We start from the raw sequence: 19564 nt of genomic DNA, 5'->3' as shown, positions 1-19564 counted from the left end.
CTGACCCGTGGAGGGGGCACACGTGAGCGACGAGGCACGGCGGCTCGCAGGAGTCGACACCAGCACGCCAAACCTCGCCCGGATGCACGACTACTTCCTCGGCGGGAAAGACAACTTCGCCGTCGACCGGGAGGCGGCAGAGGCGGTGCTGGCGGTCGCGCCGGAGGTGCGGGTCATGGCGCGCGAGCACCAGGCGTTCAATCTCCGCGCGCTCCGCTTCCTCGTCGAGCAGGGCATCACCCAGTTCATCAATCTGGGCACGGGGCTGCCCAACGAGTTCAACACCCATGAGCTGGTCCAGGCCCAGGCCCCGGGCACGCACGTGGCCTACGTCGAGAACGACCCGGTGACGCTCGTCCACGGTCGGGCGCTGCTCGCCAGGGGGCCGGGGACGGCCATGGTCAAGGGCGACGTCATGCATCCCGGCGAGCTGCTCGCCGACCCCGGCCTGCGGGAGATCATCGACTTCGATCGCCCGGTCGGGCTGCTGCTGTTCGGTGTGCTGCAGTACATCCCGGACAAGAGCGACCCGTTCCGGCGGGTGGCCGAGCTGCGCGCGGCGCTTCCGGCGGGCAGCTACATCGTCATCACGCACGTCGTCTTCGACGCCCGCCCGGAGGCGGCGGAGCCCATCGTCGACGTCTACCGGAAGATGCGGGGCGGGCCAGCCGAGGGCGGCGCCCGTACGCGTGAGGACATCCTGCCGTTCTTCGACGGGCTCGACCTGGTCGATCCCGGGGTGGTGTACGTCCGCGAATGGCGGCCGGACAGCCCGTTCCTGCAGGAGCGCCCGGAAAAGGCGTGGGTGATGGTGGGGGTCGGCCGCAAGACCGGGCCGTAGCCCGGTCTGATCGAGCGGCGTGCCGACCGGCGGCCTACCGGAAGCGGCGGGCGTTGAACGGGGCCAGCATGGGGTGCGCGCGGCCCGTGCTGATCTCGTACGCCAGCAGTTCACCCGCGATCAGCGCGAGCGTGGCGCCGCTGTGGGTGAAGCCGGCCCAGAGCCCGCCGATTTCGTCGACCCGGCCGAGCACCGGATCGCCGTCGCCGGGGATCGGTTTGGGTCCCATCGCGATGCGCTCGGGCTCCAGTCGCGGGTTGCCGGCCAGCAGCCGGGAGGCCTCCGCCAGCAGCCGCGCCACGATGTCCTCGGCGATGTCGAAGCCGCCGCCGGCGCTCGGGCGGATGCCGGCGGTGGTCCAGTCCGAGTCGACGGCGAGGGCGCCGTGCGGGGTCGGGCGGACCGAGGCCCTGGGTGTGTTGAGCACCGCGCGCAGCGGGGTGCCGATCGGCTTGGTCGTCACCAGCAGCGACAGCGGCGTCTGGTCCGGGACGATGACGCCGAGCTCGGCGGCCATCGCCGGCACTGCCGGGCCGGTGGCCAGCACCACCGTGTCGGCGGCGTGCAGCTCGCCCCCGGCGGTGCGGACCCCGGACACCGATCCGCCCGCGGTCTCGACCCGGGCCCGTCCGGCGCCGGTCACCAGGCGGCCGCCGTGTCCGGCGAACTCCTTGATCAGATGCTGGGCGAGGTGGGGCAGGTCCACCCAGCCCTCGCCCGGATTCCAGCGGGCACCGGCCGCCGGGATGGCCGAGGGGTCGATTCCGGGGGTGTGTTCGGCCACCCGGCCGGGGTCGATCAGGTGGCTGTCGTAGCCGTGCGCCAGCTCGTGCTCGTGGATGCGGTGCAGGTCATCGGCGCGCTCCGGCTCCTGCCAGACCAGGCCGCCGTCGAAGCGCAGCCAGCCGAGGCCCGGCTGCCGGGCCGCCAGGGTCCGGTAGCGGTCGATCCCGGCCATCCGCAACCGGTGGTACTCCTCGCTGCGCACGCCGGCGGAGTTGAGCCACGACAGCGAACGGCCGGAGGCGTTGCTGGTCAGCTCCCCCTCGGTGATCAATGTGACGCCGGCACCGGCCCGCGCGAGGTGACAGGCGGTGGAGACCCCGATGATGCCGCCACCGACGACGACGGCCTGGGGCTGGGTACTGCTCATGAAGGCGAATGATCCTTTCGTGGGCCCCGGCGGCGCCGTTGCGAGGCGGCCGGACGGGGCATGGGAATGGCGGGTCAGCGACCGCGACGGATGCCGGTGGTGGCGTGGATCCGCTCGATGAGCTCGATGACCGCCAGCGCGTCACCGGCGGCGACCGGGGGCGGGCCGCCCTCGTTCAGGGCGACGGCCAGCTCGGCATAGAAGTCCGGGTAGCCGCCCGGCTCGGTGGGCACCGGGGACTGCCCGTCACGTCGGCCCGACCGCCCCCAGCGCTCGGCAGGCTCCCGGCCGTACGCCGGATCGTCAGGGCCGACGCCGGCGTCCAGTTGCCGCTCCTGGCAGTCGAGCCCCCATTTGACGAAGCCCGCCGCCGATCCGGCGACGGTGTACCTGGGTCGTTCGAGAGGGGCCAGCGAACTCATCGCGAGGTGGGTGCGTACCCCGCCCTCGTGCACCAGGGACAGGAACGCCTCGTCGTCGCCCCCTGGACCAGGCCGGTGGCGGGTGAGCTCGGCGTGCACGGAGCCGACCGGGCCGAAGAGCTGCACCGCCTGGTCGAGCAGGTGCGGCCCGAGATCGAACAGCATCCCGCCGCCGGCGGCGGGCAGGGCCCGAGCCTTCCATGCCTTGGGCTCGTCCGGCTTCCACCATTCGAAACGGGACTCGAAGGAACGGATCTCGCCGAGCGACCCGTCACCGATCAACCGGCGGACCGTGCGGAAGTCGCCGTCGTAGCGGCGGTTGTGGAACACCGTGAGGAGCAGCCCCCGCCGCCCGGCTTCGGCGATCAGCTCTCGTCCCTGCTCGGCCCGTACCGTGAAGGGCTTGTCCACCACCACGGCCAGCCCGCGGCCGAGTGCGGCCAGAGCCAGGTCGTAGTGCGTGTCGGGCGGTGTGGTGACGACGACCAGATCGAGCCGTCCCGCCTCGGCGAACAGCTCGCCGGGGGTCCGTAGCACCGCGGCCTCCGGATGGGCCTTCGCCGCCTGTGCCCGGCGAGCCGGGTCGGCGGTCACCACCGCCGACACGTCGAACCCGGGATTCGCGGCCAGGAGCGGGCCGTGGAACACCCGCCCGCCGGTCCCGAAGCCGATGATCGCCGTCCGGATCGGCCGGTGGCCGCCCTGCCCGCTCACAGCACCTCCGAGAGAAACCGCTGCAACCGCGGGCTCTGCGGACGTTCGAACAACGCCTCAGGGGCGCCCCGCTCGACCACCTCGCCCTCATCCATGAAGACCACCTGGTCGGCGGCGCGGCGGGCGAAGCCCATCTCATGGGTGACCACGACCATGGTCATGCCCCGCTCGCCCAGGCCGGCCATCAGGTTGAGCACGCCCTTGACCAGCTCCGGGTCCAGCGCGCTGGTGGCCTCGTCGAACAGCATGACCTCCGGCTCCATGGCCAGCGCCCGGGCGATCGCGACCCGCTGCTGCTGACCGCCGGACAGATCGCGGGGCCGATGGCCGGCCCGCTCCGCGAGCCCTACCTCGGCCAGCGCCCGCCCGGCCCGCTCCCGCGCCGCGGCGCGCGGCATGCCCTTGACCTTCCACAGCGCCAGCGCCACGTTGTCCAGGGCCGTGTGGTCTGGGAAGAGGTTGAAGTGCTGGAACACCAGCCCGATCCGCTGGCGCAACTTCTCCGGCACCATGGTCGAGGCCGCCTCGCCGGCCACCAGCACCTCACCGCTCTTGGGCTCGTGCAGCCGGTTGATGCCGCGCAGCAGCGTCGACTTGCCCGACCCCGACGGTCCGATGACGCAGGTGGTGCTGCCGGGACGGACCTCGAAGCTGACGTCGCGGACCACGTCGAAGCTGCCATAGGCCAGCGACAGGCCGGTCAGCTCCAGGCTGGAGCCGTGGAAGGCCGGCGTCCTCCCGGACGGGGGCGGCGGGGAATCAGCGTGGTTCATGCCTTGCTCCCTGTGGCGAGAGTGCTGCCGCCGTCGAGCTCCGCGAGCTCCGCGAGCTCCGCGAGGCCGCTCACCGGCGGGGCCGTGCGCCGGCCGGTGCGGAACCGGTTGTCGAAGTAGTTCACCAAGTGGGTCAGCGGTACGGTGATGACCAGATAGAACACGCCGGCCAGGAGCAGCGGGGACAGGTTGCCCGACAGGATCGCGGCGTCCTGACCGACCCGGAACAGCTCTCGCTCGCTGGCCAGCAGACCGAGGAAATAGACCAAGCTCGAGTCCTTGACGATCGCGATGAACTGGTTGACCAGGGCAGGCAGCACCCGTCGCACGCCTTGCGGCACGATCACCAGTCGCATGGCTCTGGCGTAGTTCATCCCCAGCGCACGGCAGGCTTCGAGCTGTCCCTTGTCGACGCTCTGGATGCCGGCCCGGAAGATCTCACCGATGTAGGCACTGGCGATGAGGCTCAGCGCGATGATCCCCAAGGGGTAGGGCGAAGGACCGAAGATCGACTGGCTCAGCTGGGCGAACCCCTGGCCGATCAGCAGGATGGTCAGGATCGCCGGCACCCCTCGGAACAGGTCGGTGTAGACCCGGGCCGGGATCCGCAGCCACCGCGTGGCCGAGATGCCCGTGACCGCGACCAGCATGCCGAGGACCAGGCCGATCGCCGTGGCAGCGATCGACAGGATCAGTGTGTTGGTCAGGCCGACCGCCAGCATCTGCGGCAACACCTCGGCCATCGCGGAAAAGTCGAAGAACGTGCGGATCAGGTCGTCCAGCCAGTCCACGTCAGCTCCCTTCTGCGGGTCCGGACGGCCGGATCATCCGGCGGCGGCGGACGGGGTGCCGGTGTGGTCGCCGCCCGGCAGGTATTGCTCGGGCATCGGCGAGCCCGGGAACCACTTCTCGTACAGCCGCTTCCACGTGCCGTCCTCCATCGCCTCGATCAGCGCCTTGTCCAGCGCCGCCCGCAGAGCGGGGTTGTCCTTCTCGATCGCGAACCCGGCCGGGGCGTCGAACGAGGGGATGTCCGCGGCGCTGACCAGCGAGAACTGCGCGATGTACGACTTGGCGGCCTCATAGTCGAGGAAGTGGGCGTCGACCGATCCGCGGTTGAGGGCGGAGACGGCCGCGTTGTTGTCCGGGAACCGGACCAGGCCGGCCTTCGGGAAGTTCTTGACGGCGTAGGCCTCCTGCAGCGTGCCCTGGACGACGCCCAGCCGCTTGCCGGCGAGCCCGTCGGCGGAGGCGATGCCGGAGTCCTTCTTCGTCATCACGGTGAGGTAGCCGGCCAGGTAGCCGGTGCTGAAGTCGACCGTCTTCCTGCGCGCGTCGGTGATGCCGATGGCGGCGACGCCGGCGTCGAACTGGCCGTTGGCCACCGCCGGCAGGATGGCCGAGAAGTCCTGACCGGTGAACACGACGTCGGTGATGCCCATCCGCTTGGCGACGTCGCGGAAGAGCTCGACGTCGAAGCCGGTGAACCCGCCGTTGGCATCGGTGAAGGTGTAGGGCTTGGCGTCGCCGAGGCTGGCGACCCGCAGTTGCCCGGGCTTGATCAGCCCGTAAGGGTTGCCGGTGCTGTTCTCGGTGCTGTCGGCGCCGGCGCCGCATGCGGCGAGGCTCAGCACGGCGACGAGCGCCAGCAACGTCACCAGTACGGAGGTGCGAGGGGTTCGAAACACGGGGACCGCCCAGGATGGATTTCAATTGAGACCGGTCTCACCCGTGTATGCTGTTTGAGACCGGTCTCAGTGGGATTTCCCGAAGGCTAGGAGACTCGTCACCAGCACGTCAAGTCCCGGACATCCGGATCCCCCGGCGGCCTGTGGCGACCCGAGCAGGGAAGGATTCATGGCGAAGGCCGGCAACCACCGCGAATTCACCGTCGCTGACGTCGCCCGCGAGGCCGGCGTTTCGAAGGCTCAGGCGGCTCGCGCGCTCGGGGCGTACGGCGCCGTGAGCGACGCCGTACGCTCACGGGTCCTGGCCGCCGCCGCCCGGCTGAACTATCGCCCCAACCAGCCGGCCCGCACCCTGAACACCGGTCGCTCGCAGAGCGTCGGCGTGGTCGTCGGCGACATCGAGAACCCCTACTTCTCGCTGGCGACGCGCGGCATCTCCGACGCGGTCGAGCAGTCCGGCTTCAACGTGGTCCTGGCGAACACCGGCGAACGCGTGGAGGCCGAGCGCGCCGCGGTGGACATGCTGATGGACAAGCGGGTCGACGGCCTGATCGTCGCTCCGGCCTCGACGAGCGATCCGGCCCATCTGCGGGCCGTGGTCGCCGCCGGGCGCCCGCTCGTGCTGCTCGACCGCACGGTGTCCGGCCTCACCGTTGACGCCGCCCTGGCCGAGATCGAGCCCGCCGCACGCGAGGCGGCCGATCATCTGCTGGCCCTGGGGCATCGCCGGATCGGCTACATCACCACCGCCGACGGCAGCGACGTCCACGCGGAGGGGCCCGACCCGCTCCCGTCCCCGGTGGCCGCACGCGTCGCCGGCCTGCTCGGTGGATTCACCGAGCAGGGCCTGACCTGGGATTCCGACCTGCTGCGGCGCTGCCCGCACGACGAGCAGGCGATCCGGCGGGCCGTGATCGATCTCGTCCGCCGCCCTGACCCGGCGACGGCTTTGATCGCGTCCGACAGCCTGATCGGCCAGGTCGTCGTCGGGGCGCTGCAGGAGGAGGGCCTGCGGATACCCGGCGACATCTCGGTCCTGATGTACGACGACCAGCCGTGGGCGCGGCTCGTCACGCCGCCGATCACCGTGGTGGCGCAGCCGACCTACGACATCGGATACGCGGCCGGGGCCCGGCTCGCCGCGCTGATCGGTGGCGCCACGAACTCCCCGCCCCTCGTGCCCCTCCCCGCCACCCTGATCCGGCGCGGCTCGATCGGGCCCGTGGACGGCACCCGTCCGACGTCCGAGGCGCGCATGTCCAAGCCGATGACGCCGGTCAGCCCACCGCCGCGGTAGGGCCGAAAACTTTCACGCCACCAGGGATTGATGAAGAGATCTTTCGAGGATATCTTCACGATCATCCGCCCTTCCTCCGGGGCGGAGAGATGTCGACCTCGTCCCCGCACGGCAGCCCTCCTCTCCCCCTTCGATCGCCGCATCCGACCGTCGTGCCGTCGGCATGGGCTCATCGACATCGACTGACTCCCCCCACCCCCCGTTCAAGAGGTGAGCACGCCAATGACCGGAACGCCGGTGCGGCCGACGGCCGTCAGATCCGCCACCCTCGCCCTGTCCCTCGCCCTCGCGGCGGCACTGCTTCCGCAGGCCGCCTCCGCGAGCGCCGCCCAGACTCTGGCCACCTCCCACAAGAGCCCGTTCAACTGCGGAAAGACTTTCTACGCCAACAACTGGACCCCCACCCACAACCCGTCGGGTTCCATCGACTGGCAGGACTACGGCAGCGACGACGTCAACGGTGAAACCGTTCGTGCCACCGCTTCGGGCACCGCGTACTTCTACGACGCGGGCAGCACGAGCTACGGCAAATGGGTGGAGGTCCGCCACAGCGACGGCACCAGAACCCGCTATGCCCACCTTGCGACCACAGTGCGGGCGGCCGGCGGCTCGTTGAGCGTCAGCCAGGGCACCACGATCGGCACGGTCGGCTCCACGGGCGGCTCCAACGCTCCGCACCTTCACTATGAGCAGCGGACCTCCACCGGAGCGATGGACACGAGCCCCACCGTGGACGGCGTGACCGTGTCCTTGGGCGAGAAGAAGGCCGTCACGAGCACCAACGCGTGCGGCGGCGCCAATCCGTACACGCCTGAAGAGGTCTGCGGCGACGGTTTCGAGGTCATCGACTCGGCCGCCCTCACCGGCGGCCGCACGTACCTGCTCTACAACTCGGGCAACGGCAACAACTGCGTCACGACGCTGAAGACGACGAACATCGGATCGGCGTCGTCGATGTCGGCCTTCCTCGAACCGGAGGGGGAGAACAGGACGACGAACGCCGGGAGCTTCGGCTACTACGCGGGACCCGTCAAGCGCGCCGCGGCCGCGCAGTGCATCAAGTGGGGCGGCTCCGTCGGGAGCAGCTCGTACACCAGCCCCTTCGAACACTGCGGTTCCTGATTCCCCTGCCCCCTGCGCCACCGGCGCGGGGGGCACTGTCGTCGGCCACGGGGAGTAGGCCGGCAACTCCGTTTCGGAGACGTATCTGGTATAGACCGGATACGGTGGCCCGTGACCATCGGCGAAGCCCGTACGTCATCGGGAGTTTTTTCATGCGTATCGTTCGTGCCATCAGGGCAGCGGCAGTCCTCTCCTTCCTTCTCACCTTCATCGTCACGCCTTCACCGCCGGCCGTCGCCGCGCTCGCCGCTCTGCCGGGCGGCAAGTCCACCTATGTCGTCTCGCAAGGTCACCTCAAGGCCTCCTCCAAGGAGAACTGGGTACGCCTGGGCAGCTACCGCTTCGCGGCCGACGGCACGGTGACCGCGGCCCTGTACCTGTGGTGGCAGCGTCATCCCCAGGCCAGGCAGCGCACGGGCGTCACCCCCGACGCGGGCTGCACCACCAAGGCGGGCGGCACCCAATCCCGTCCCCGCATGTGCGAGGTGCTCACCGCCGGAGGCTTCACCGGCGCTCCCGACGAGAGCCGCACCGGGACGTACACCGTGTCCGGGGACGTGGTGAGCATCAGGTGGAAGATCGCCCAGACGTGGACGGAGCAGTGGAACGTCCGGTCCTCCCCCGACGGGAAACTGGCCCGCCTGGACCTCAAGAGCAGCACGCTGGCCACCCACGGGTACGGCTACGGCAGCAACGCCACGCTCGGCACCCGGCGCGCGATGAGCTCGGTGAAGGCGTTCCCCGGCAAACTGCGGCAGGATCTGACGAGCTGGGCGAACGGCAAGATCGTCAACTCCGGCAACCAGCCGTTCGGCCTCAGCTCCTTCAGGACCTGCGCCACCACCACCTACTGCCTGACCTACCTGCAGCCGTCCTCCAACGGTGCGTGCCAGAAGTCCGGCGGCTGCCCCAAATATGGCGGCGGTACGGCCGCCAACGTGAGCTCCATCCAGTACTACCTCACGAGGGTCTCCAACTCCGACCGCCGCGACACGTTGTGGCACTGGTGCACCTGCCTGGCGATGGAGCGCGGCGAGTTCTGCTACACCGGCAACTCCCACGTCAAACCGCTCATGCAGATCATCGATGACTCGGGCGCCTTCCGCGGGTGGGTCGGCGCGGAAGCCTCCTTCTCGACCGGCGCGCGGGGGGCGGACATGCTGGCGGTGCTCCGCCTCAGCGACTTCCGCTGACGCCCCAGCCGATGCAGCCGATCATGATCGGCTGCCACTAGAGTCGGGCCATGGCGCGCACGCCTCATGACAGCTTCCACGATCTCGCCCTGCCGGAGTCGCTCGACGCGGACCGGAACAAAGGCGACCAGATCAGGGAGATCCTCGAGCTCATGGTGCGCGCCCTGGCGCCCGGCACCCTGCTGCCGTCCGAGCGGTCGATCGCCGAGCGCTACCAGGTGGCCAGGGGAACGGTCCGGCAGAAGGTCCATGAGCTGGTCATGACGGGGCTGATCCGGCGTTCCAGCGGGTCGGGCACCTACGTCGCCGAGCCGAAGCTGCAGCAGGGCACCACCATGGCGTCCTTCAGCGAGGAGATGCGGGCGCGCGGGAAGCGACCGGCGGCCCGCATCCTGTCGGCGCGCACCCACCGGGCCGGCGCGGCGCTCGCCGAGCTGCTCGGCATCGACGCGGGAGGACGCGTGATCGAGCTGCGCAGGCTTCGCTCCGCGGACGGCACGCCGATCGCCATCGAGCACACATACCTGTCCGCGCGGCGCTTCCCCGACCTGACGCGCGTGCTCCGCGATGACATGTCGTTGTACGCCACGCTGAGCGAGCGCTGGAACGTCCAGGTCGAGCGGGCCGTGCACCGGGTCTCCGCCATCGCCCTGGGCGAGGAGGAGGCGAGCCTGCTCGGCGCCGCGCCGGCCCTGCCGTCCTTCCTGGTGGACAGGCAGGCCTGGGACCGGCTCGGCGCCGTGGTCGAGTGGGGACGCTCCACCTATCGCGGCGACTTCTACGACGTCGTCTTCGAGGTCGGCACCTGACGCCTGCGTGAACTCAGGCCACCTGGCGCGGGCGTCGGCGACCAGGGCGCTGCGGCCGGCGGCGGCGATCGAAAGGGTACGGCTGCTGACGCTGCTCGGTCAGGCGCACGCCGCGCTGGAGGCCGGTGCCGAGGCGCTGGGCGAGGTGGCCGGCGACCGGCATGCGGAGCTGTGCCTGCGGCTCGCCGAGGCGGCCGTCGTCGCACGTCACTGGGACGAGGCCGACCGATACATCGAACGGGCCGGGCGGCCCGGCGACACCCGGACGCTGGTCCTGGCCGCCGACTCCGCCTTCGGCGCGGGAGACCTGCGCCGGGCGGCGGATCTGGCCGCGGTGGCTGCCGGCCGGGCCGAGCAGGAAGGGCGTTGGGAGACGGTGTGCCAGGCGCTCACGATCATCGGCCGGTGCGCCATGCGTCACGACGTCGCGACGGCGCGCCAGGCCTATGCGCGGGCCGCGCAGACCGGCGCGGAGCACGGCCTGATCCCGGCTCGGGTCACGGCCCTGCTCGGGCTCGGCGCGGTCGAACTGCTCGACCACGCCGTCTCGCCCGCGCTGCGGGAGGCGCGCGAGCTCGCCCGGCGTACCGGGCTGCTCGCCGAGGTGGTGTGGAGCGATCTGCTGCTCGCCGACGCCATGATCACCACCGAGGGGCCGCGGGCCGCCCAGGCCCTGGCCAGGAGCGCGGCCGAACAGGCCCGCCGCCTGCGGCTGCCAGGACTGCAGGATGTGGCCGAGGTGTTCGTCGCCACGGGCGACGCGGTGGCGGGCGACGCGGCGGGGATGGAGGCCGCACTCGCCGTGGCCCTCGCGCACCCGCACCCGCCCGTCGAGGTCACCGCCCTCGCGCAGGCGATCCGCGGGCTGCGCAGGCTGCTCTCCCGTGACCTGCGGGCCGCCTCGGCGCTGCTCGACGCCGGGATGAGCGAATTGGACGGCCGCGACGAAGCCGGTCCCGTACCGCATTGGGGCCTGTGGGCGCTGCTGCGGACGGTGCTGGCCGACCGCGACGCCGAGGCCCGCGAGCGGCTGCGCCGGTCCCCAGCCGTGCTGCACGCGGTCAACCGCACCGGGCTTCGGTACGCCGACGCGGTCGCCGAGGGGCGGGCCGCCGCCCTGTTCGCGGCCGCGGACGAGGCGGTCGCCGAGCACCACTGGTGGCGGCGGCTGCTACGGCTGCTCGCGCTGGAGGCCGCGATCGCCGACGGCTGGGGCGACCCGGTTTCAGCGCTGCGCGCCGACCTGGAGGCCCATGTCCGCATCGGCGAGACCCAGCTGGCCCGCGCCTGCCGCGACCTGCTCCGCGGTGCGGGCGCGCCCACCCGGCGCGGACGAGGTCTGGCGCCGGTCCTGCCCGGCCTGCGCGCCGCCGGGGTGACCAGCCGCGAGATGGACGTCCTCGGTCTGGTCGCCGAGGGCCTGACCAACAGGAAGATCGCCGAGCGGCTGTTCATCTCCCCGCGCACCGTGGACACGCACGTGGCCAGCCTGCTCGCCAAGACGGCCGCCCCCGGCCGCGCCGGCCTGCGCACCCTCGCGGGCCGCACGTAGGGCGAGCGGTCAACGGCCGCCGCCCGCCCTCGCGGGCCCGGCGTGAGGGGAGCGGTCGATCGCCGGATTGGTGCTTGGCCGCTCAGCAGGTCCCCTGTACTGTCGGAGATCGTTTACGTGTCAGGAAGAGGGAGTCGGCCGAGATGTCCCTGTGGCAGGCCCTGGAAGGTGCGCGGGTCCTGGATCTCGCCCAGCCGATGCGCAGAGGCATGCCGCAGTCTCCCAATCATCCGCCGTTCCGGATGACGCTGGAGCGCCGGCACGGCGACCTGGTCAGGCCCGACGGCGGCTCCGCGGCCAACGAGATCATCGTCACGGGCGGCCATGTCGGCACGCACGTGGACGCCCTCGCGCACGTGTCCCAGGACGGCCTCCTGCACGGCGGGCGGCCGGTCGGCGAGGTGATGTCGCACGAGGGTTTCGCCTCGATGGGCGTGGACGCGTTCGAGCCGTACGTGGGCCGCTGCGTGCTGCTCGACGTGGCCGCCGTGCACGGCGTGGACACGCTGCCGCCCGGATACGAGATCACCCCGGACGACCTGTCGCGGGCAGCGGGCGACATGGAGATCCGTGCCGGTGACGCCGTGCTCGTCGGCACCGGATGGTCGCGGCTGTGGTCGTCGGCCGGGGAGTTCGTCGGCTTGACGGACGGCGTTCCCGGGCCCGGCGCCGAGGCGGCGCGGTGGCTGGCCGGCCACCGGCCACGGGTGGTGGGCGGCGAGACGATCGCCTTCGAGCACATCGCGGCAGGCCGCGGGCACGCCACGCTGCCCGTGCACCGGATCATGCTGGTGGAGTCGGGGATCAACATCGTGGAGACCATGCGGCTGGCCGAGCTGCTCGACTCGGGGGTGCGCGAGTTCCTGCTGGTGCTGAACCCGCTGCCGATCGCCGGCGCCACCGGCGCCCCGGTCCGCCCGCTCGCCATTCTTGAACAGCCCCGATGACGACTGCGGTGAGAGGCCATGACGACCTATGTCCATCGGCTCGCGGAGTTCGCCGCCGCCTGCCGTGACGAGGGTGTGCCCGGCCGGGTGCGCGACGACGTGACCGGGCGGGTGCTCGACGTGCTGGGCAACTGCCTGGCCGCCTACGCGGAGCCGGACGGTGACGCGGCGCCGGCCGTGCTGCGGGCCGTACGACGATGGGGCGGCACCGAGGAGGCGAGCGCGGCGGGCAGCGGCCTGCGGCTGCCGGCGCCGTCGGCGGCGCTGGTCAACGGCACGCTGGCGCACGCGCTCGACTACGACGACACCCACCTGCCGTCGGTGCTGCATCCGAGCGCCCCGGTGGTGCCCGCCGCGCTGGCCGTCGCCGAGGCCACCGGCGCGAGCGGAGCCGCCCTGGTGGCGGCCGTCGCGGCCGGCATCGAGGTGTGCAACCGCCTGGGCATGGCCGCGTACCTGCCGGAAGAGCGCAACTCGCGGTTCTTCGAGAAGGGCCAGCACGCGACGTCCATCTGCGGCACGCTCGGCGCCGCGGTCGCGGCGGCGCTGTTGTACGGGCTCCCGGCCGACGGCGTCGCCCACGCGGTCGGCGTGGCGGCCAGCATGGGCGCGGGCCTGCTGGAGGCCAACCGCACGGGAGGGACGGTCAAGCGCGTGCACTGCGGCTGGGCCGCCCACTCCGGGGTCTCGGCCGCCGTGCTCGCCCTGGAGGGGGTGACCGGGCCTCCGACGGTGCTGGAGGGCCGGTTCGGCTTCTTCGAGGCCTGGCTCGACGGCCGCCACGACGCCTCGGCGCTGCTGTCGGACCTGGGTGACAGGTGGGAGCTCCTGCGCACGGTCTACAAGCCGTATCCGACGAACCACTTCACCCACCCGGCCATCGACTGCGCCCTGGCGCTGCGGGCCGGCGGCCTCTCCCCCGCCGACGCCGAGGACATCGAGCTCGGCGTGGCCGCCCCGGTGCTGCGGACGATCGCGGAGCCGCGCGAGGACAAGATCCGGCCGCGTTCGCCGTACCACGCGAAGTTCTCCGGGCCTTACACGGTGGCGGCGGCGCTGTGCGGCGGAGGCGGACTCGGGCTGGCGCTGGACGACTTCGCCGCCCTGTCCCCGGACGCGCTGGAGCTGGCCGCACGGGTGCGCTGCGTGGCCGACGAGCGGGCGTCGGAGATCTTCCCGAACGCGTTCGCGGCGGTCCTCCGGGTACGCCTGCGCGACGGCACGACGCTGGAGCACCGCGTCGACTCCTCGCGCGGCGGCCCTGAGCACCCGCTGACGCGAGAGGAGCTGGCGGTGAAGTTCCGCTCCAACGCGGGGCGGGCGCTGCCGCCTGAGCGGCTGGACGCCCTCCTGGCCGCGGCGGCGGACCTCCCGTCGGCCCCGCTGGCGACGCCCCTGCTCCGCCTGACCGTGGCGGGCTAACGCCCGGGACGCCGGACGTACCGGCCCACGGGAGGCCCGGTGATCTTGCCCGCCTCCAGGACGCGGTGTCCGCGGACGAAGGTGTCGGTGACCTTGGCGGTCAGCTCGAACCCCTCGAACGGCGTGTACTCCTGCGCCGACTCCGAGTCCCGCGCGCGCACCGTCCAGGCGTGTCCGGGGTCGACCAGGCACAGGTCGGCGTCGTACCCGGGCGCGATCATGCCCTTGCCCCGCAGGCCGAACCGGGTGGCCGGGCGCCACGAGGTCAGCGCGGCGATCCGCCCGTACGGCAGGCCCCGGCGGCGTCCTTCGGTGATCAGGCCGGGCAGCAGGTACTCGGCGCCGCCGAATCCGGCCTTGGCCAGGAAGACGTCGTCGCGCGGTTCGCCGAACTTGAGCTCCTCCCGGCAGCACGCGTGGTCGCTGACCACCCAGTCCACGGTGCCGTCGAGCACGTGCCGCCACAGCGCCTCGACGTCCTCGCGCGGCCTGATCGGCGGGTTCACCTTGGCGCCGACGCCGTCGGCCGTGCCGACGTCGGCGAGCAGGTGCCCGATCGTGACCTCGCGCCTGAAGTCGATGTGCGGGAACGCCGCCGCCATCCGCAGGGCGGCGTCCATGGCCTTGGCGGAGGACAGATGCAGCAGGTTGACGTTGGCCAGGCCGGTCTCGTGAGCCAGGTAGGCGGCGACGAACACGGCCAGCCCCTCGGAGTGCGGCGGACGCGAGGCGCTGTAGGCGGCCAGCCCGCTGAGCTCCCCCGCCTCCTCGACGAGCTTGGTGTACGCGGTCATGATCTCGGCCGTCTCGCAGTGCAGCGACAGGGAGATCTCGGCCGCCAGCTCGGGCATGCGTTCCCTGACCGCCTGGATCCCGCGCATCACGAACTCGAAGTGGGCGTAGTCGTAGCGCTCGCCCTCGGGGAGCATGAGGAAGGCCCGCTGGTCGTCAGAGCGTCCGTGCAGCCCGTGCCCGCCGTAGAACATGAAGATCTTGAACGACGGCACCCCGAACCGCTCGACCAGCTCGGGCAGCTCATCGATGTGCCCGCCGGACATGGGCGCCAGGTGGAACCCGTAGTCGACGTACGCCCTGCCCGCCGACTGCGCCAGCACCTCGGGGAAGAACTCGGCGTAGGGGCCGCCCTTGTTGAGGTAGTACTGCCCGGTCCGCATGTACGTGAGCGCGGTCGTCACGCCTCCCTGCGCGCTCGCCCTGCTCTCCGACTCCGTGTCGGCGGGCAGCGGGTTGTAGATCCCCCAGTGCTGATGAGCGTCCACGACCCCGGGGAAGGCCAGCCGGCCGCCGCCGTCGATCACCTCGGCGGCGCCTGACAACCCCGGCTCCACCCGTTCGATGCGGCCGCCGGAGACGGCGATGTCGGCCTCGACGGGGTCGTCCCGGTCATGGGTCACGACCTTCACGTTCGTCAGCAGCAAGTCGGTCATGCGTGCTCCTTATTGGGCAGGGCGATGGGCGGCGCGGTGCCAGGCCAGCGCCCGCCGCTCCACCATGAGGAACAGGGAGTTGAACGCGAAGCCCAGCACGCCGAGCAGCAGCACGCCGGCCCAGATGGCCGGCATGTCGGCGTTGCCGGAGGCGAGGTTGAGGAGGTAGCCGATCCCCTCCGTGCTGGCCTTGAGCTCGGAGATGACCATCAGGATCAGGGCCAGCGAGACGCTCAGGCGCAGTCCCGCGAAGATCTTCGGAGCTGCCGCGGGCAGGATGACGCGGAAGAAGCGCAGGTGGGCGGGCACGCCGAAGACGACGGCGGTCTCCATCTTGAGCACGTCCACGTGGCGCGCGCCGTCGATGGAGTTGAGCAGGATCGGCCAGACGATGCCGAACACGATGGTGGCGACCTGCACCTGCGGGCCGATCTGGAAGAGCACGAGGAAGACCGGGAGCATCACGGGCGGCGGCACCGCCCGGCCGAACTCGATCAGCGGCTCCACGCAGTCGGCCAGCCACGGCGTCCTGCCGATCGCGACGCCCAGCGCCACCCCGGCGACCACGGCGATGGCCCAGGACCCGGTCACCCTGATCAGGCTGGGCAGGAAATGGTCGACGGCCTCCTCGGTGAGGATGTAGGGCCCGGACAACCACATCTCGTACATGCGCGACAGCACCAGGGTCGGCGCGGGAAGGTAGGGGGTGGCGAGCGAGCCCGCGAGCACCTCCCATCCCGCGAAGACGACCGGGACCAGCCACAGCCGCTTGACCAGGGTGCGGATCATGACTGACGCCACCGGAACAGCCGGCGCTCGGCCCGCGCGAGCAGGGTGTTGACGGCGAGCCCGATCATGCCGGACCAGATCAGCACCGCGATGACGTCGATCATCGCGTCCATGCCGATGCCGGTGCTCGCCTCGATGAGGAAGCCGCCGATGCCGGCCGAACCGCCCACGATGTACTCCACGCTGATGGCCAGGATGAGCGTGATCGAGGCGGCCAGCCGGACGCCGGTCGCGATGAACGGCGCCGCGCTCGGCAGGGAGACCCACCACATCACCGCGCCGCGGCCGAAGCCGAACGAGCGCAGCGTCTCCTTGGCCAGCGGGTCCACGTCGCGCACGCCGTACAGCGTGTTGATCAGGATCGGCCAGGAGGCGGCGAACACGATGAGCGCGATCTTGGCGTTCAGCTCCGGCTGGATGAAGAACAGCGCCAGCGGGATCAGCGCCACCGAGGGGATCGGCCGCAGGAACTCCACGAACACCCGGGTCATCTCCTCGACCACCGGCACGGTTCCCAGCAGCAGGCCGGCGGGGACGGCGACCAGGATCGCGAGCGGCAGCCCGATGGCCGCGGCGGCGAGCGTTCCGCCCAGATCGGAGAGGAAATCCGGGTCGGCGGCCAGCGCGAACGTCCTGGCCAGCGTGTCCGCGGCCGACGGCAGCCAGCCGACCAGGCCGGACGCGCCGCAGACCTGCCAGACGAGCAGGAAGACCACCACGCCTGCGGTGTGGCGGGCGTACCTGGCCGGATCGGCGCGGGCCGCCCGCCGTTCCGCCGCAGGCGCGGCCGTCATCCCGTGGTGCCGGAGTAGATCATGGAATTCACGTCGATCTTCTGCTTGAGCAGCCCGGCCTCCTGCATCAGGTCGGCCACGCGCTGGATGCGCTGCGCGCTCAGCGAGGTGGGGTAGGCGCCCAGGTTGATCGTCGCGGCGGTCTCGGCCGGGATCTTGGTGAACGTGGGCAGGATCTTGGTCACCGCGGTCTTGTCATCGGCCGCGATCTTCTGCGCCTTGGCCATGGCCCGCTGGAAGGCGGCCAGCGTCTCCGGGTTGTCCTTGGTCCACTTCTCGGTGGCCGCCCAGCCCGTGATCGGCAGGCCGTCGGTGGGGCCGGACATGGTGTCGAGCAGCATGGTGGCGCCGAGCTGCTTCTTGGCCTGGCTGAGGTACGGGTCGGTCATCCAGACGGCGTCCACGCTGCCCTTGTCCAGCGCGGAGAGCCATTCCGTCGTCGGGATGACGACGTACGTGACGTCCTTGCCTTGCGCCGGATCGAGGCCCGCCTGCTTCAGGTGCGGGCTCATCGTGAGCGTGCCCAGACCGCCGATGATGTTGATGCCGACCTTCTTGCCCTTCAGGTCGGCGACCTGCTTGATAGGGGAATCCTTGGCCACCATGACGCCGAAGGCCCCGGGCGCGCCCTGGTAGGAGTCGGCGATGTACTTGAACTTCTCGGTGCCCTTCTCCTGGATGGTCAGGATGGTGGCGTAGCTGCCGAGAACGATGTCCATCTGGCCGTTGGAGAGCTTGGGGAGGACCGCCTGGGGAGCCTGGATGGGCTCCTGCTTGACGGTGAGGCCCTCCTCCTTGAAGAAGCCGCGTTCCATGGCGATGAACAGCGGTGCGGAGTCGGCCCCTGGATACTGCCCGATGAGCAGATCGGTCTTCTTGCCGGTGCTCTCCCCCGAGCCCGAACATCCCGTGACGACCAGGGCGGCGACCAGGCCCACCAGGGCGGTACGTCCTAATCCACCTAACCGCATCGCATGTCTCCTTCGACCGGGGAATGGTGACTGAGCGTGTCAGCGACACTGAATCCCTAGCGTAGGCATGACTGACGGACGCACAGGTAACGATCATGTTCCATCGGCCGGGGACAAGATCGTAGATCGCTAAGGTAAGGCGCTCCTTTCACACGATCCCCTGGAAGAGTCCACATGCGCCGCTACCGATCAGGCATCCCCGCCCTGCTGATCGCGGGCGCGTACGCGAGCGCCGTCGCCGTCACCGCCGTGCTCGCGCTGAACGGCGGCGGCGTCAGGGGCCTGTGGCGGCTGACGATGTTCTACGAGGCGGACGACGACGTCGCGGGCACCTGGCAGAACGTGCTCGTGCTGGTCCCGGCGGGCGCGTTCACGGCCTGGGCGCTCTGGCAGACCCTGCGCGGCCCGGAAGCGGGCACACGACCCGAGCCGGAGGCGGCGGATCGGAGCGACGTGCGACGGCTGCGCGTGGCGCTGTACGCGGCGGTGGGGATGTGGCTGCTCTACGTGGTCCTGCCGGACTGGCCGTGGTGGGCGGCGGTCGTCGACTCGCTGACAGTGGCCGCGGTCGCGACGCTGTTCCATCCGGTGCTGCGACGCACCGTCCGCCTGGCGGACCTCGCCCGGGCCGCGGGCGTGCTGGGCTGTCTCAGCGTGGCGGCCGAAGTGGTGTTCGACGAGCTCGACTGGCCGGCCGGGGAACGGTCCGCCACGATCGCGGGACTGGGCGGCATGGCCCAGATATTCTGGATGATCATGGTCTTCGTCGCCCAGTGGCGGGACGGCCGCTTCCGGCGCTCGACCGTCCGGTACGGCGCCGGCTACCTGCTGCTGCCCTTGCTGCTCCTGCCGGTGGCCTGGTCGCTCGGCCTCGCCGGCGGGTTCGGCGACGTCGCCGAGACCGTCACCTGGGCCCCTGAGATCCTGCTGATGGTCTGGCTGGCCCGGTCCGCCCACGATCTCGCCGGCCCGGACGCCCGGCCCGCTCCGTCCCCGCCGCTGCTCGCCCTGCCGCCCGCGTTCACCGTGCGGTCACGGCTCTTCGCCGGGGCCGGGTTCGCCGCGTGCGCGGTGCTGCTGGCCCCTTCCGTGGTCAACTCCCTTCGCGGCCACTCGCTGTGGATCACCCCGAGCGTGCCGTCCGCGTGGCTGACCGAGCGGGCCGGGGACGCCGCTGTGACGCTGTGGCGGGGCTTCGAGTCCTTCACCGGGATCGGCGGCCTGGCCGTCGTGGTGCTGTTCGCGCTGCACCGGGGGACCCGGCTCACCTTCCTGGCGGCCATGGCCGCGCTGTCCCTGACCGCCGCCGCGGGAGCAACCGGCACGCTCGTCTTCCTCGACTCCTCCGGCCTCGCCTTCCTCCGGTTCACGAGCTCGGGGCGCGACGGCTCGGCCTTGCTGTCCGGGTTTCCCGTCTCCCCGCTGTGGTTCCTCGCCGCCTTCGCCTGCTCCGCCGTGCTCCTGTGGTGGGCCCAGACCGTCCGTCCGCGGCCCGTTGGCGCGGGGCCGGGATAGGAGCTCCGGCAGGGAGAAGGCTCCTCGCGGCCGGACCGGTGCGGCGGGGGTTTTCCAGTCAACGGCCGGGTGGCTACTATCGGGCACCAATCGCCACTTCGGCGACTTTCGTCA

18 protein-coding genes are annotated in these 19564 nt (G+C 71.4%); 9 read left to right on the top strand and 9 right to left on the bottom strand.

What is annotated here, in order from left to right; genetic code table 11:
• The first annotated feature begins 22 nt into the window (after positions 1–22).
• Positions 23–841 carry an SAM-dependent methyltransferase gene (locus ABEA43_RS56980; protein ID WP_345575893.1) on the top strand — a complete coding sequence of 273 codons (819 nt, stop codon included), beginning with the start codon at positions 23–25 and terminating at the stop codon, positions 839–841.
• A gap of 34 nt (positions 842–875) precedes the next feature.
• Here ABEA43_RS56980 and ABEA43_RS56975 read toward each other — a convergent pair whose 3' ends face one another.
• The 5 genes from ABEA43_RS56975 to ABEA43_RS56955 form a co-directional block, all read right to left on the bottom strand.
• A complete protein-coding gene (locus ABEA43_RS56975) occupies positions 876–1994 on the bottom strand; it encodes an NAD(P)/FAD-dependent oxidoreductase (protein WP_345575891.1) in 1119 nt (372 codons plus the stop codon).
• A gap of 74 nt (positions 1995–2068) precedes the next feature.
• The gene (locus tag ABEA43_RS56970; protein WP_345575888.1) at positions 2069–3130 is read right to left on the bottom strand and encodes a Gfo/Idh/MocA family protein; all 1062 of its coding nucleotides are present in this window, start codon (positions 3128–3130) and stop codon (positions 2069–2071) included.
• On the bottom strand, positions 3127–3903 hold the full coding sequence (locus ABEA43_RS56965; protein WP_345575886.1) for an amino acid ABC transporter ATP-binding protein: 777 nt from the start codon (positions 3901–3903) through the stop codon (positions 3127–3129). The genes ABEA43_RS56970 and ABEA43_RS56965 overlap by 4 nt, the downstream gene beginning before the upstream one ends.
• Complete coding sequence (locus ABEA43_RS56960; protein WP_345575884.1) at positions 3900–4694, bottom strand: amino acid ABC transporter permease; 795 nt, start codon at positions 4692–4694, stop codon at positions 3900–3902. The genes ABEA43_RS56965 and ABEA43_RS56960 overlap by 4 nt, the downstream gene beginning before the upstream one ends.
• Positions 4695–4727: 33 nt before the next feature.
• Positions 4728–5591, bottom strand: a complete 864-nt coding sequence (locus tag ABEA43_RS56955) for an ABC transporter substrate-binding protein (protein WP_345575882.1) — start codon at positions 5589–5591, stop codon at positions 4728–4730.
• Between the two features lie 169 nt (positions 5592–5760).
• Here ABEA43_RS56955 and ABEA43_RS56950 point away from each other — a divergent pair, with 169 nt between their 5' ends.
• The 7 genes from ABEA43_RS56950 (at position 5761) to ABEA43_RS56920 (ending at position 13933) form a co-directional block, all read left to right on the top strand.
• Complete coding sequence (locus ABEA43_RS56950) at positions 5761–6888, top strand: LacI family DNA-binding transcriptional regulator (protein WP_345575880.1); 1128 nt, start codon at positions 5761–5763, stop codon at positions 6886–6888.
• 222 nt (positions 6889–7110) lie between these two features.
• Complete coding sequence (locus ABEA43_RS56945) at positions 7111–8010, top strand: M23 family metallopeptidase (protein ID WP_345575878.1); 900 nt, start codon at positions 7111–7113, stop codon at positions 8008–8010.
• Positions 8011–8162: 152 nt separating this feature from the next.
• Positions 8163–9203: a hypothetical protein gene (locus ABEA43_RS56940; RefSeq protein WP_345575876.1), complete on the top strand. Its 1041-nt coding sequence runs from the start codon at positions 8163–8165 to the stop codon at positions 9201–9203.
• Positions 9204–9253: 50 nt separating this feature from the next.
• On the top strand, positions 9254–10012 hold the full coding sequence (locus tag ABEA43_RS56935; RefSeq protein ID WP_345575874.1) for a GntR family transcriptional regulator: 759 nt from the start codon (positions 9254–9256) through the stop codon (positions 10010–10012).
• Between the two features lie 7 nt (positions 10013–10019).
• On the top strand, positions 10020–11564 hold the full coding sequence (locus ABEA43_RS56930; RefSeq protein WP_345575872.1) for a helix-turn-helix transcriptional regulator: 1545 nt from the start codon (positions 10020–10022) through the stop codon (positions 11562–11564).
• A gap of 143 nt (positions 11565–11707) precedes the next feature.
• Positions 11708–12511 carry a cyclase family protein gene (locus ABEA43_RS56925; protein WP_345575870.1) on the top strand — a complete coding sequence of 268 codons (804 nt, stop codon included), beginning with the start codon at positions 11708–11710 and terminating at the stop codon, positions 12509–12511.
• A gap of 18 nt (positions 12512–12529) precedes the next feature.
• Positions 12530–13933: an MmgE/PrpD family protein gene (locus ABEA43_RS56920; protein ID WP_345575868.1), complete on the top strand. Its 1404-nt coding sequence runs from the start codon at positions 12530–12532 to the stop codon at positions 13931–13933.
• Here the strand turns inward: ABEA43_RS56920 and ABEA43_RS56915 are convergent.
• The 4 genes from ABEA43_RS56915 to ABEA43_RS56900 are packed head-to-tail and all read right to left on the bottom strand — an operon-like array spanning position 13930 to position 17935.
• Positions 13930–15381, bottom strand: coding sequence for a dihydroorotase (locus ABEA43_RS56915; RefSeq protein ID WP_345575866.1), 1452 nt, complete (start codon positions 15379–15381; stop codon positions 13930–13932). The genes ABEA43_RS56920 and ABEA43_RS56915 overlap by 4 nt on opposite strands.
• Positions 15382–15390: 9 nt before the next feature.
• Positions 15391–16170: an ABC transporter permease gene (locus ABEA43_RS56910; protein ID WP_345575864.1), complete on the bottom strand. Its 780-nt coding sequence runs from the start codon at positions 16168–16170 to the stop codon at positions 15391–15393.
• A complete protein-coding gene (locus tag ABEA43_RS56905) occupies positions 16167–16964 on the bottom strand; it encodes an ABC transporter permease (protein WP_345575862.1) in 798 nt (265 codons plus the stop codon). Before ABEA43_RS56905 ends, ABEA43_RS56910 begins: the two co-directional genes overlap by 4 nt.
• Positions 16961–17935, bottom strand: a complete 975-nt coding sequence (locus tag ABEA43_RS56900; RefSeq protein WP_345575860.1) for an ABC transporter substrate-binding protein — start codon at positions 17933–17935, stop codon at positions 16961–16963. The genes ABEA43_RS56905 and ABEA43_RS56900 overlap by 4 nt, the downstream gene beginning before the upstream one ends.
• A gap of 174 nt (positions 17936–18109) precedes the next feature.
• On the opposite strand from ABEA43_RS56900, the gene ABEA43_RS56895 reads away from it, so the two are divergent.
• Positions 18110–19450, top strand: a complete 1341-nt coding sequence (locus ABEA43_RS56895; RefSeq protein WP_345575858.1) for a hypothetical protein — start codon at positions 18110–18112, stop codon at positions 19448–19450.
• Positions 19451–19564: the final 114 nt, after the last annotated feature.

The sequence above is a fragment of the Nonomuraea rosea genome, from assembly GCF_039539705.1.
Lineage (GTDB): Bacteria > Actinomycetota > Actinomycetes > Streptosporangiales > Streptosporangiaceae > Nonomuraea > Nonomuraea rosea.
The sequence above is the reverse complement of the archived record's forward strand: the minus strand, read 5'-3'. Positions and strand labels throughout refer to the sequence as shown.